This is a genomic window from Clostridium felsineum DSM 794 (assembly GCF_002006355.2).
In the GTDB taxonomy this organism is placed as follows: domain Bacteria; phylum Bacillota; class Clostridia; order Clostridiales; family Clostridiaceae; genus Clostridium_S; species Clostridium_S felsineum.
In genome coordinates this window covers 3,516,047-3,528,404 of the sequence record NZ_CP096980.1, presented here as the reverse complement: position 1 = coordinate 3,528,404, position 12,358 = coordinate 3,516,047, and the positions used below count along the sequence as shown (strand labels likewise).

The following is a 12,358-nucleotide window of genomic DNA, read 5'->3' as shown; positions in this document are numbered from 1 at the left end:
AATTTGTTTTTGGTTAGTTATGGAGGAAAATTAATGAATCTATTAAAAATCACATTAAAAAAGTATCTTGCTATTTTAATTTGTGTTTTAGTAATTTTTACGGGATGTTCTAAAGATACTAGTACATTTAGTAGACACACTAAAGGAAGTAGTGAAGCTTTATTAAATTATGAGTTTAAAGTTCACTATATAGATGTTGGTCAGGGAGATAGTATACTAATTCAAGATGGAAATAAAAATATGTTAATTGATACCGGTACTAATGAATCACAGAACGCGCTTGTAAATTATTTAAAAGATCAAAGAATAAAAGAAATAAACTATATGGTATTAACCCATCCTCATGAGGATCATATAGGGGGAGCAGATAAAGTTATAAAGAATTTTATAGTTGACAATATTTATATGAATAATGTTAGTACAAATACAAAAACATTTAGAGATTTAATTTATGCAATGAAGGATAAAGGCTTAAAAGCAAATGAACCAGAAGAAGAAAACTTTAAACTTGGAAAAGCAGATTGCAATGTATATGGCCCAATTAATCCAACTAGAGGAGACCTTAATACTTATTCTATAATTGTAAAAGTAACATATGGTCAAAACAAATTTTTATTCACAGGGGATACTCAAGGTTCAAATGAAAGAGATATGATAAACAAAGGGTATGATCTTAAATGTGATGTTTTGAAAATAGCACATCATGGTAGTAGAACTTCATCTACAAATGAATTCTTAGATTATGTGAGTCCTAAATATGCGGTTATAAGCTGCGGCCAAAATAATGATTATGGCCATCCTCACAAGGAAACAGTTGAAAAGCTTAAAGCAAGAAATTTGCCTTTATATAGAACAGATGAGAATGGCACAGTTATATGTGCTAGTGACGGTAAAAATTTGAAATTCAATTGTAGTCCTGGAGATTATAAAACAGGTGTCAGGTAATTATTAATTAGTTTATTAAGCTCTTAACCTTATAATAGTTGTGTCCAAATTATGTTAATATTCATATTATAATCAATAGAGAAAATTAAATCTTCAATATTAGTTATAAATGATTAATATAGCCTTAATTAATTCATTAAGGCTATATTAAGTTGGGAGGAATTATTTTGAAGGGCATTGATATTTATTCTGGACAAGGAAGTATTGATTTTTCAAAGGTTAAGGCAAGTGGAGTTGAGATAGTATATATAAAGGCTACAGAAGGGGTAACGTATACTGATTCAACTGTCAGAAAGTACTATAATGGAGCTAAAAATGCAGGACTTAAAGTTGGATTTTACCACTTTTTAAGGGCTAATGACCCTATACGTGAAGCACAGAATTTCTTATCTGCACTGTCTGGCTTGAGTTATGATTGCAAATTAGCAATTGATGTAGAAGCTGCTTTAGGGCAAACAACTAATCAGATAAGTTCCAATGTAAAACAGTTTTCGGATTATTTAAAGTCACAAGGTTTAGAATCCTGTATTTATACGTACACTAGCTTCTATAAAAATAATTTAAATAGTACGGTTAAGGATATACCACTATGGATAGCTGAGTATGGAGTGATTAGACCTAATATATCAACAGTTTATGTCGGTTTTCAGTATTCAGAAAATGGTTCTGTTAATGGAGTAAATGGAAGTGTGGATTTAAATGAATTTAATGATGGAATTTTTATGAATTCATCAAATCGCGGTGGGAATTTTGTCGCGCCTTCAATTTCAGCTTCAGATACTGTTAAAATAATACAACAGCAATTAAATACACTTTTGAAAAAGGGTCTTGTGGTAGATGGAATAAATGGAAGCAGTACTACAGCAGCTATAAAAGAATTTCAAAGAACCATGGGGTTAGCTCAGGATGGAATTTGGGGACCTAAAACTGTAGCAGCAGTTACAGAAATTTTTTCAAAACCAACAGATGGAGTTAAATATCCCCACTATGAATATGCTACAAGGTATATTCAATATAGAGTTGGGGGAAGTGTAGACGGTGTTTTTGGAAGTGGAACTGAAGATAATGTTAAAAAGTGGCAAGCAAATCACGGATTAAATACTGATGGTATTGTAGGAAATGATACTTGGAATAAATTGTTGAACGAAAATTCTTAGTTAGTATTATAAACTCCAAAAATATTTTTAAGCAGCTCAAAGTTTGAGCTGCTTATTTTTAGATTACTAAAGATTTTACATATAAGCTTGAATCAGATTTTAAATCTAAAAATCCGTTGTCATCAAGAAGAAGAGGTTTTGTTAAATCCTCTATATCAAGTTTTATAATTTTGCAGGATCTATTATCGTTTAAAAGTACTGTTTCTCCCATATAATAATTTAGCGTATGGTTTAAAAACATATTACAATAAGGACAGTCTAATTTTCCTAAGCTTAAATCCTTAATAGCCTTTAAACCATCGAATGGACCATTTTCTTTATTAGAGTTTACTTTATCAAAAGCATCAGCAATAGCTATAATTTTTGCAAATTTATGAATTTTATCATCTTTAATACCTAGAGGATAGCCTGAACCATCAATTTGCTCATGATGCATTAAGACTCCAAGGCCTACAGAATTGTCAATGTTAGGAATTTCTTTTATAAGATGGTATGCTATAACAGGATGTGTTTTATATATTGCATATTCTTCAGTTGTTAAGTTATCTCCCTTATTCATTATGTTGCTGTCTAATCTAGTTTTTCCAAAGTCGTGAAGAAGTGAAGCATAAGTTAATAAGTTTATATCATTTTCACTTATACCAAGCCATTTTCCAATTATAAAGCTTATAGCAGCTACATTAACACTATGTCTATAGATATTATTCTGACTTCCATAAAAAATAACATTTTTGATAACTAGACCTGTGGACTCAAACTCACCTTGAACCTTTTGAGAAAACTCTCTTAAACTGTCAATACCATTATTTTTTAAGTTATCAATGTTTGCAAAAATATCTTCTAAATTAGATGAAAACTCATTAAATGAAGTTTGAAGTTCATTTATAGTTTCGGATTTTTTTGAACTTTCTCCTTTTTCTACATAGGCTTCTAATTTATCTATTATATAAGTTCCTTTTAGTTTTTTTATAGATGTTTCAGTTATTTCTGAACCTTCTGTTAATAATGGTTTTCCCTCAAACATTATGTCATTTGCAGATATCATACCGGGAATTAATTCATCAATTGTAAGTAGTTTCTTTTCTCTTGACATATAATCTCTCACCCCTTAGAAATAATAAATGTTACTAGTAATATATAACACTTATGTATATATTATCGTTGTAAAAAAATAAGTCTATATACTTTAGTTATATAATTTAGATTTTGTTTGCTATTTTTTTTATTTCTATTTAATTTTTAATTCAAAAATAATGTAAAAAAGTACCACAAAAAAACAAGGTATATATGTTTGTAAATTACATAGCATACATTTTATGTTGAAAAGTTTCTAGAAATAAGCTATTATTTATTTGTGAAATTATTAATATTACTGGAGGAAGCTAATGAGTAATGGTGGATACAAAACTGATAAAAAAGCAACTATTATAGCATTTTTGCTTTTAATTATTACAGTAGGTGTAATAGTTAGTGGTGTGATAAAGGATAGCAAAAGAGAAAAGGATAATGAAAAAATTGCTTATGCTTATGAAAAAAAGCAATTAGGAAAAGAAAAAAGTAATAAAATTCAAGTAAAACGAAATAAAGAGCAAGATATGAAAAATATTGGAAGGGGGAAGACTCTCAAGTACATAGCCATAGGAGATAGTGTTACTGCAGGATATTCTGCCTCATCTCAAGATAACTTTTATGTAAATAAAATAGGCGCACGAGTTACAGCGAATATGGGATTTCAAGTTCAGCAAAATAATATGGGTAAGAGAGGTGCAGTTATTTCAGATGCAATTAATAATATTAACGAAATAAATAGTTATGCTCCAGATATTGTAACTATAGAATATGGAACTAATGATTCTAATATTAACAACAATATATCTACAAATATTTTTGAAAATGAGTTAAATACCTTAATAGATGATCTCACAATTAAGGTGAAGCGTACACCAACTATAATTTTAATGACAACTTGGAATGTTAATTATGGTGAAAAATATGATGAGGTAATTAATAGAGTAGGACAAAATAGAAAAATACCTGTGCTAGATTTAAAACCAATATGGACGGATAAAACTAATATGGGACCTGAGGGAAATAGGGATTACTATGGTGTGAGTGATGATTTTAATCCTAACGATAAGGGAATGAATTCTATTGCTAATGCAGTTTATGAAAAACTTCAACCAATATTGTATGAAAAAAATAAATAGGTGAAAAATTTCTAAGTTCTAAAAGCTTAGAAATTTTTATCAAATTGAATTAATATATAGTAAATGATGGATGGCAGGATAGGTTTTTAGTACTAAAAGGTAAACATAATTTTATTACATATTTACTACTAATTCATAACCTTATATAATAGTCTAAAAATTATTTTTGAAAATATTTTCTTCATAAGGTTCATTTTGCAATCATAATAATAAACTTTGTCAAGCCATCCCCTATCATGCCAAAATAATTTGTTCCGTTCATTGGTTTTAAGTGCCAATACCTTTTGTACCTGAAATATATTTATTTCTATTAATGATGGTTTATAGTAACTTTTTTTATCATTAAGCAATTTAATAAATTGACTTAATTCTCTTTCTTGCACAGGAGATGTAATATTTCTAGATGACCTTGCAATAAATCCAGCCCTTTGAGTTCCCCATTCAACTGCGATGTTTTTAAAGCATTTTTTTGTTTCTTTTATTCCTGTTGCATCGGTAGTTGCTACAAAGAGAGTTGGTTTGCCTGCAAGTTCTGGTCTATGATACCACATACATGTTCTATCAACCATTGTTTTTAATTTACCACTTATAGTACCCATATATATAGGGGAGCTTAAAATTATACCACTACTATCTATCATCTTTTTCATCAAATAATTCATATCATCTTTTAAATAGCATTCTCCATCTGTTACACATTTTCTACATCCTAAACAATTTTCAATTTTGTAATCGAATAGATTAATCACTTCAAAATCAAAATTATTTCTTTTCAATATTTGTCCAATTTGCAGTAAAACATTATATGTATTTTTTTTTCTAAAACTACTGTTAATAATTAGAATTCTTTTTCTCAAATCAATATCCCCCAGTACACATAAAATAAGTTTGTATAATTTATATGCTATAGTCTTACTTATGCTTAAATCTTTTATGAGAGCGTCCTGACATATTAGAAGGTTTTGTACTTTTAAAACTTTCAGCAAAGAATACTTCATCTGCTTCAATAACACCATCAACGTATCCCTTGCCTAAAAATGTGCTTATACAATCAAGAATTTTATGTCTCAAAAAGAAACTTGTTGCTATATTAATTTCTACAATTTTAGCACTCTTCCTTAATAGAATATCTATTTTAAACACTGATTTAAAACATAGATGTTTTTTAAATAGAGGATTTGGATTCTCTAAAGTTGTTGAATTTTTTTAAATAGTTAGGATATGTTGTGAAAAAATCAACTAAATCACTCATTCCACATAAGATTTCTGCATTGATAGTATGTTCAATTTTTTCGGTTTCATCTAGAATACCATCACTTATATTTAATAATTTGAGAAACCTTTCAACGGTATTATGTCGATTCAAAAGAGATTTTCCTAAATTCAAGCCGCTTTCCTCAAGCATAATTACTCCGTATTTTTCATATTTTATTAATTTTAAATGTGATAGTTTGTGTAACATTTTTGTTACAGAGGGTGGTTGTACATTTAATGCTGAAGCTAAATTATTAACTCTTGTAAAGCCTGTTTTTATAGAAAGTCTATATATCATTTCCATGTAGTCCTCTGCTGAAGGAGATAAAAGATTTACATCCTTCTTCATATATTCGGTGAATGTAAAAAATTCATTTTTAGACATAGTATCCCACCTTGTAGACTAGTTAATAATTAAGTATATGATTATATAGTGAAAATAATTCAACAGATAAGAAATATTAAAATAAAAGCATATCAAAGTGATATGCCTTTATTTAAGTATTACTGCACTGTGTATAAATTTTTACTTTCCATATATTTAAATATGGCTTCACCGTGTTTTTGTTCTTCCTTTTGTATGTGATTCAATACATCACGGACATTAGTATCTCTAAATTCAAAAATTGCAGTATCATATGTTCCTGAAACATATTTTTCAGTCATAAGTATGTCAGAGCATAAATCTTTATCAGAAAAATTAGATTGTATATTTTGTGTATTGGATGTATTGTTAAAATTCATGTTTTGATTAGAATTTTGATTTTGTCCGTTCATTTGAGGAATTGTGCCACTCAAAAGCGTATTTATACTGTTTAGATGAGTTCTTTCAGATTGACTATGCACAGTAAATATTTGTTTTAACTGTGGATCATTAGCCATGCCTGCATAAGTATCATATTTTTTAATACAAGCCTCTTCATGGCTCTTAGCGTCTTCTAGTAAGCTTCTTTCTTTTTGACTTAATGTTATATTCAAAATAAAACACCTCCAAATTCTAGTTTGCGTAGCGTTTTAGTTTTTATTCCATTAGTCTAATTTATGAATTTCAATTAGAAGTATCCCATGTATAGGAATAGAATCATTTAGTATTAACGTGTTTTTTACGTTTTCGGTAGATATATTTATACTTGGCGCCTCTCTTGATTTTAGAAAATTGTAAACATCTGAATGGATTTCTTCAGGAGCACCCATTTTTATCCATGCATCAAATATTGAACCAAAATTCATATTTAAGCTAGAGCGCTTTATTCTGTAATTTCCACTGTTTAAATTTAATGCCAAGTTAACTTCTTTTTCTTGTGAAGCCTTAAATATATTATATCTTTCATGGTAAGATAATAAAGATTTGTCTCCAGTTCTAAATAGTTCATCAAAGTATGTGAAATTATATATAATAACTTGAAGATCATTACTTTTTGAAGTAACTATATAGTTATCGCCTAACTGAATCAAATTATCACCTAATTTATTAAGGAGAAAAAAGGCATTATAGGATGGTTTCTTTAATCCATTATAAGTGAAAAGACCTAAACCACCATGAAAAAGTCTATTATCAGTTGTTCCTTCCTCAACTATATCGCTTAAAGTCCAAAAGGTTATAGCATCTATGTTTCCTAAATTCTTTAGAAGGTTAAATATTATATAGGAACTTAAAAAGCATGTATCTCTGGTGTAATCCCTTGTGTACGGACTTAAGTTCCATTCGGTTACAATTAAACTTGGATTATTAGAGGTATTATTTTTTATAGTATTTTTTATAAAAGCCACTGCAGTTTCAAGAAAATTTTCATCAGAAAGAGTGTAGCTTGTGTTTGCTAAATTTAATACTTGCTTTGGAATTTCTATATTTTTAGGGTCTGTAGTCGCATAAATATGGCAAGAAATAAAATCTAAGAGTATTTGATTATCATTACAATAAAATAAAAAATCCTTAAACCAATTTGAATTTTTATTAGGAAGAATTCCGGGGCTTCCTACTTTTAAATTAGGAGAAACATTTTTTATTGAAAAATAGGTTTCTTTGTAAAATTTAAAAAACTTATCTTTTCCCTCAAACCAAAAAGCGTTTTCAAAATCAGGTCCGGTCCATATATCAAAGTACCATTTTGAAACCTCTGATATACTATACCTTTCAATACAGTGCTTTATAAACGCACTAACAAGAGCTTTCCACTTATCAATTGATTTAGGATAGCTTACATTAGCTTGCCAAAAAAAAGCAGCATACTGTTTTTTACTTGCGAGAGCCAAAGGCATAAAGCCTATTTCTATAAATGGCTTAAGCTTTACCTCGTAAAAGAAATCAAATATCTCATCTATGTAATTCCAATTATATATTGGTTCTCCTTTAGAATTTTCTTTATAGACTAGCATTTCATCAGAAAAAATACCATGAAATCTTATGAATTCGTATCCTATATCCCTTTGAGCAAGAGTAATTTGTTTTCTGATTTCATGCCTCAGGCAAAGGGCAGCTCTACCAATGGAGGTTATTTTCCAATACTTTTTATACTTTGTTTTTTTTGCTATTGTAAAATCTACATTTATATTAATATGGCTGCGAGAGTTGTAAAAAGTAGAGGAAGTCGCAGCATTTTTATCTATAAATTTATATAAATATTTAAAATTTTTGTTTGTTTCATCATAATTGTCACTCAAATTATTTTCAGAAATATTAAGTAAAAAATCTTTCCTATAGTCAGTAGGACTCATATTAAACTCTTTTTTAAAAACTCTATTATATGCTTTATGATCATTAAATCCATGTTCTAAAGAAATATCCAAAATACTCTTATTTGTATTCAAAAGATCAGTTAAAGATTTTTTGATTCTAAGCTTATGAATATAATCTATGAAATTTATACCTAAGCTGTTTTTGAATATTTTAGAAATATACTGAGGACTTATAAGGATCTTTTTAGAAATAGAATTAAGACTAATATCGCTATTGTAGTTTTTATCTATAAAGTTTAGTATTTCAAAAACTCTCTCATTTAAAAGTGAATAACTATTTTCTTCTCTAGGTTTAGAACTAAAACTTTTAAGAATTATAAGAATAGTATTTATAGCTAGATTTATAGCAGATAATTTATAGGCGGTATCTTGTTTTATTAATGAAAACATAATCTTCGCTAAATTTGAACGCACTTTATAGTAGAGTTCGGTATTGACATTATTTAAAGTATCATTAAATTCGAAATATAATTTTGAAAAACCTGAATAGTATTTATCAAAAAAGGTTGGGTCAATTTGGAATAACAAAATAATACTTTCGCAATTAGAAGCAATTGAATGAACATCAAGACTGTTTGCTAAAAAGATATCTTTCTCTAAAACTTCGTGTTTTGTATTTTTAATTTCGTAGGTTATTTTTCCTTTGAGTAGTAGGATTAATTCTATTTCTTTATGCCAATGATAATCATGGTTTTTAGAGTTTGTTATACATATTTTAAACGGAAGATTTTCATTATAGTTAACTATTTCAAAGCTCATTTTTTAATACCTCCACGACAATAAAGTGAATATTTTTAAGTAAAGGTTATCATAGTCTCATTATAACACTAAAAAATAAAAAAAAGTCCTATTTTTTAAACTAATAAAAAATATATGACAAAAAAATATAAAAAATGATACTGAATTTTTTTAATTATGGTATTTTGTTTAATAAAATTTATGATAACATTTACACATAAGTAAAGGTTATCATAAATTTTAGGGGGATGAAAAAATGGAAAGTAAAGTATTTGAAAAAACGCCATTTGGAAGATTGTTATTGGGAGCGGTTTTAGGACTAGGAACATCAATAGCACCGTTAGTATTACTAGGCTTCGGGCTTGCACAGTTTAATATTATAAGACTTGTGGGAAATACTAGTGCTACAGCGGTATACGGTATGGTAGGTGGAATTAGCGGAGTAGCAATAGTAATAATGAGTCCCTTAGGTGGAGTTATTGCAGATAAAACAAAAGTTAGGTTTGGAAGAAGAAGATTTTGGATGGTGGCAGGAAGTATAGGTGGAGCCTTATCCATGCTTACATTTACCTATGCACCAAATGTACCAGTACTTGTTGTAGGTTATATTTTAGCTAACTTCTTTTACGGTTTAGTAACACTATCCTGTTATGCAGTAGTTCCAGAGCAAGTAGATCCAGAAAGATTTGGAAGAGTATCAGGCTTATTTGGAGCAGCAGCGCCAGCTTGTGTAATGATAGGTCAGGCTGTACTTGGGGTATTTGCCGCAGTACCTGTTCAGCAAAAGCTTTTAGCTATTTTAATAATACAAGTAGTTGGGGGAATATCAGCAGCACTTTTAATAAAAGATAAACAGTATACGGGAAATAAGGAAGAAAAAAATAAAGGAAGATTATTTGATAATTTCTATCCAAGTATAAAAAAATATCCTGAATTTACATGGGCACTGTTAACAAAGTTATTTATAAATGTTACAAATGCAGGATTAAGCATGTTAACACTTTTCTACATAACAAGATTTCATTTAGGAGAAGCAGATATATTTAAGGTTATGGCATATCAATCACCATCAATAATGTTAATGGTTGTGTCAGGAATATTTGGAGGATTTATATCGGATAAAATAAAGAAACAAAAACCTTTTGTAATGTTAGCAGCCTTAATAACAGGAATATGTATGATTGCCTTTGCATTCTCAGGAAGCGTAAGTTGGGTAATAATGGGGAACTTTGCTTTTAACTTTGGCTTTGGAATGTATACAGCAGTAGATAATGCAATGGTAAACAGAATATTACCATCAAAAGAGGATGCAGGAAAGCATATAGCCATAATGAATACAACAGTAAATTTATCCTCAGCCTTTGTTACTTTTTTAGCACCAATGTTAATAACATTAGGAGTTAAAACTCTAGGTGGAGACGGATATACATTATTTTTCTTAGTACTTGCAGTATTTTCAGTATTATCAGCATTAGTTGTAATGCCTATTCCTGAAGTAGTAAAGGATAATGAATAAAATTTAATGATGCAGTTTTGGGGTAAATTTACTTTAATTGTGGTTTATCCCTAATACTTATTTACAAGCTAACTATACGGAAGGATGATTAAAAATGATTAATTTAAAAGCTAACCCATTTTATTTAAAGGAAGAAGATATTAGCTGGATTTATAATACATTAAAGTCAATGAATCTAAAAGAAAAAGTTGGACAATTATTTTGCCCAGTTGGAATTACAGATGATGAGGAAGAGTTAAAGGCATTTGTCAATAAAATAAAGCCTGGTGGAATGATGTATAGACCAGGAAAAGGAGAAGATATAAGAAGAACTCATAAGGTACTTCAAGATAATTCAAAAATTCCACTTCTTCTTGCGGCAAACCTTGAAGCCGGAGGAAATGGGATAGCAGTTGATGGGACTTATTTTGGTAAGCAGATGCAGGTTGCAGCTACAGATGATGAAAAAATGGCATATAAATTAGGCTTGGTGGCAGGAAGAGAAGGAAGAGCTGTAGGCTGTAATTGGGCTTTTGCACCAATAGTTGATATAGACATGAATTTCAGAAACCCTATTACTAACGTAAGAACCTATGGAAGTGATCCTAAAAGAGTAGTTAAAATGGCCAAGAATTGTATGAAGGGTATGAACGAAGCTGGTGTAGCTGTTTCTATAAAGCATTTTCCTGGAGATGGTGTGGATGAAAGAGACCAACATATTTTAAGTTCTGTAAATTCTTTGTCTGTAGAAGAATGGGATAAAACTTATGGAATGGTGTATAAAGAAATGATAGAAGCCGGAGCTCAAACCGTAATGGCTGGACATATTATGCTGCCAAGCTATAGCAAAAAGTTGAATCCTGCCTTAAAGGATGAAGAAATAATGCCAGCTACATTATCAAAGGAATTGTTAAATGATTTGCTTCGTGAAAAATTAGGATTTAATGGACTTATTGCTACAGATGCAACAGCAATGATTGGATTTAATGTAGCTGAAAAAAGAGAAGTGGCAGTTCCTAAAGCAATAGCTTCTGGTTGTGATGTGTTTTTATTCAATAAAAATGTTGAAGAAGATTTTAAATTCATGCTGAAGGGAATAGAAAATAATATTTTAACACTGGAAAGAGTAGATGAAGCAGTGTTAAGAATTCTAGCTACAAAGGCAGCATTAGGGTTACATAAACAAAAGAAAGAAAATACTTTAGTCTTTGATGAAAAGGAATTAAAGGTTTTAAAATGCCAGGAGCATGAAGTGTGGGCAAAAGAATGTGCGGATAAATCAGTTACCCTAGTTAAAGATACACAAAAGCTGTTACCTATAACAAAAGAAAAGTACAAAAGAATCAGATTATATGTATTAGGTGATACTGATGATGGTGGCTTTAAGGAAGGAGAAAAAGTAAGTTATAAGGTGAAAGAAAAGTTAGAAAATGCCGGCTTTGAAGTAGATATTTTTGATAATAAAAGATTAGATTTTAGAGAAGTCTTTGAAGGTGGAATTGAAGAATTAAAAGCTAAGTATGATCTAGCACTTTATGTGGCTAATATAGAAACCGCAAGTAATCAAACTACAGTAAGAATAGATTGGATACACCTAATGGCAGCAAATGCTCCATGGTTTGTTCGTGATATTCCAACCATGTTTATATCTATGGCAAACCCATATCATTTATTAGATGTTCCAATGATAAAAACCTTTATAAATGCCTATTCTTCTAGTGAATATGTATTAGATGCAGTAATTGAAAAGATTACAGGAAAATCAGAATTTAAAGGAATAAGTCCAGTAGATCCATTTTGTAATGTATGGGGAACTAGATTTTAGG

At 29.4% G+C, this 12,358-nt stretch carries 10 protein-coding genes and 1 pseudogene; 5 read left to right on the top strand and 6 right to left on the bottom strand.

The genetic code is table 11. From position 1 onward, the window contains the following. Window positions 1–33 precede the first annotated feature (33 nt). Both CLFE_RS16675 and CLFE_RS16670 read left to right on the top strand, forming a co-directional pair. A complete protein-coding gene (locus CLFE_RS16675; RefSeq protein WP_077833218.1) occupies window positions 34–945 on the top strand; it encodes a ComEC/Rec2 family competence protein in 912 nt (303 codons plus the stop codon). A gap of 167 nt (window positions 946–1,112) precedes the next feature. Next, window positions 1,113–2,102 carry a GH25 family lysozyme gene (locus CLFE_RS16670; RefSeq protein WP_077894853.1) on the top strand — a complete coding sequence of 330 codons (990 nt, stop codon included), beginning with the start codon at window positions 1,113–1,115 and terminating at the stop codon, window positions 2,100–2,102. A gap of 58 nt (window positions 2,103–2,160) precedes the next feature. On the opposite strand, the gene CLFE_RS16665 is transcribed toward CLFE_RS16670, so the two are convergent. Continuing rightward, window positions 2,161–3,195, bottom strand: coding sequence for an HD-GYP domain-containing protein (locus CLFE_RS16665; protein ID WP_077894854.1), 1,035 nt, complete (start codon window positions 3,193–3,195; stop codon window positions 2,161–2,163). Window positions 3,196–3,487: 292 nt separating this feature from the next. On the opposite strand from CLFE_RS16665, the gene CLFE_RS16660 reads away from it, so the two are divergent. Beyond that, complete coding sequence (locus CLFE_RS16660; protein ID WP_077833221.1) at window positions 3,488–4,309, top strand: SGNH/GDSL hydrolase family protein; 822 nt, start codon at window positions 3,488–3,490, stop codon at window positions 4,307–4,309. Window positions 4,310–4,437: 128 nt separating this feature from the next. On the opposite strand, the gene CLFE_RS16655 is transcribed toward CLFE_RS16660, so the two are convergent. The 5 genes and pseudogenes from CLFE_RS16655 to CLFE_RS16635 all read right to left on the bottom strand — a co-directional run bounded on the left by CLFE_RS16655 (window position 4,438) and on the right by CLFE_RS16635 (window position 9,058). Further along, window positions 4,438–5,166, bottom strand: coding sequence for a flavodoxin family protein (locus CLFE_RS16655; protein ID WP_169851008.1), 729 nt, complete (start codon window positions 5,164–5,166; stop codon window positions 4,438–4,440). 73 nt (window positions 5,167–5,239) lie between these two features. Continuing rightward, window positions 5,240–5,431: pseudogene (locus CLFE_RS16650) on the bottom strand (IS1595 family transposase); the annotation flags it as partial. A gap of 43 nt (window positions 5,432–5,474) precedes the next feature. Continuing rightward, on the bottom strand, window positions 5,475–5,948 hold the full coding sequence (locus CLFE_RS16645) for a metal-dependent transcriptional regulator (protein ID WP_077894855.1): 474 nt from the start codon (window positions 5,946–5,948) through the stop codon (window positions 5,475–5,477). Window positions 5,949–6,067: 119 nt separating this feature from the next. Next, window positions 6,068–6,541 carry a spore coat protein gene (locus tag CLFE_RS16640; RefSeq protein ID WP_077833225.1) on the bottom strand — a complete coding sequence of 158 codons (474 nt, stop codon included), beginning with the start codon at window positions 6,539–6,541 and terminating at the stop codon, window positions 6,068–6,070. A gap of 51 nt (window positions 6,542–6,592) precedes the next feature. Beyond that, window positions 6,593–9,058 (bottom strand): GH39 family glycosyl hydrolase, encoded by a 2,466-nt coding sequence (locus tag CLFE_RS16635; RefSeq protein ID WP_077894856.1) that lies wholly within the window; start codon window positions 9,056–9,058, stop codon window positions 6,593–6,595. Between the two features lie 235 nt (window positions 9,059–9,293). Here CLFE_RS16635 and CLFE_RS16630 point away from each other — a divergent pair, with 235 nt between their 5' ends. Both CLFE_RS16630 and CLFE_RS16625 read left to right on the top strand, forming a co-directional pair. After that, on the top strand, window positions 9,294–10,553 hold the full coding sequence (locus CLFE_RS16630; RefSeq protein WP_250944648.1) for an MFS transporter: 1,260 nt from the start codon (window positions 9,294–9,296) through the stop codon (window positions 10,551–10,553). Window positions 10,554–10,647: 94 nt separating this feature from the next. Continuing rightward, window positions 10,648–12,357, top strand: a complete 1,710-nt coding sequence (locus CLFE_RS16625; protein WP_077895506.1) for a glycoside hydrolase family 3 protein — start codon at window positions 10,648–10,650, stop codon at window positions 12,355–12,357. The last annotated feature ends 1 nt before the right edge of the window (window position 12,358 follow it).